We start from the raw sequence: 1263 nt of genomic DNA, 5'->3' as shown, positions 1-1263 counted from the left end.
CGTTGAGCACGACAACTGAAGGAGCAACAATCTACTACACGACGGACGGCAGTACGCCAACGAGCAACAGTGCCGAATATACCACGCCCATCGAAGTGACCGCAAAGATGACGATCAAGGCAATTGCAGTGAAGTCTGGCATGCTCGACAGCGAAGAGATGGAAGAACAATATACGATTCTATCACCTGATCAAGTAGCGAAACCTGTTGCAGATCCATCAGGCGGTACGGTTCCGTCTGGTACAAGGGTGACATTGAGTTCGTCGACCGAAGGAGCGACGATTTATTACACGACGGATGGCAGCACGCCGACAAGCAGCAGTATGGAATATACCACACCCATTGAAGTGACCTCGGAGATGACGCTCAAGGCAATTGCAGTAAAGGCTGGCATGCTTGACAGCGAAGAGATGGAGGAACAGTATACGATTGCAACGATACCTGCACCAGCGAATTTAACAGCTTCTGCGGCTGATCGTTCCGTTACATTAAAGTGGGATGCTGTCACGGGAACAGGCAGCGTGACTTACGCAGTTTACCAAGCGGAAGGCCCATCGGCTTCTGTCGATCCGGCGAACTGGAAGCTCATTCAATCGAATGTTACAGCGAACTCCTATATCGTCACAGGATTGACGAACGGAACAACGTATGCATTTGCAGTGAAGGCTATCTCTGAGGAAGGAGCCAGTGATATCTCCAACGTAGCGACAGCGACCCCAAGAGCACCAGGGGGGAACAGTGATTCAGGAGGCGGTTGGGGTGGATATGTATTATCTAGTAATGCTGACTTGGCAGATTTGCAAGTATGGGCAAACGAGAAATCGTTGAAACTAAGCCCTTCATTTACTTCTGGAACAACAGAATATACGGCCCGTACAGAAGGCGAACGAATTGAGATTGTGGTCAAAGAAGCTCACTCCGCGGCGAAAGTGATATGGAAGGGCAAGGTAATTACGTACAGTATTCAAGTCGATTTGGAGGAAGGCGACAATACGATTGAGCTAACGGTACAAGCGGAGAATGGCACGAAGAAAACCTATACGCTGACCATTTATCGTGAAATGCCAAAGCCAAATGAAACGGTTATTGCATTTACCGACATCGCTGGACACTGGGCGGAGGACTATATCATGCGTGCTGTAGAGAAAGGCTTTGTCAGCGGTTATCCGGACGGCACTTTTGAGCCAAACAATCCGGTTACTCGCGCCGAGTTTACTGTGATGCTGGCAGGTGCATTGAAACTGGAAGGCAACGGTTCTGAGC

Annotated in this window: 1 protein-coding gene; it reads left to right on the top strand. The window is 49.6% G+C overall.

The window, feature by feature from the left end; genetic code table 11:
* Window positions 1-1263: chitobiase/beta-hexosaminidase C-terminal domain-containing protein (locus PBA01S_RS22590; RefSeq protein ID WP_174844512.1), on the top strand; the 1263-nt coding region annotated here is incomplete at both ends.

This window comes from Paenibacillus barengoltzii NBRC 101215 (assembly GCF_004000745.1).
Classification (GTDB): domain Bacteria; phylum Bacillota; class Bacilli; order Paenibacillales; family Paenibacillaceae; genus Fontibacillus; species Fontibacillus barengoltzii.
This window is presented reverse-complemented; position numbering and strand designations above follow the sequence as displayed.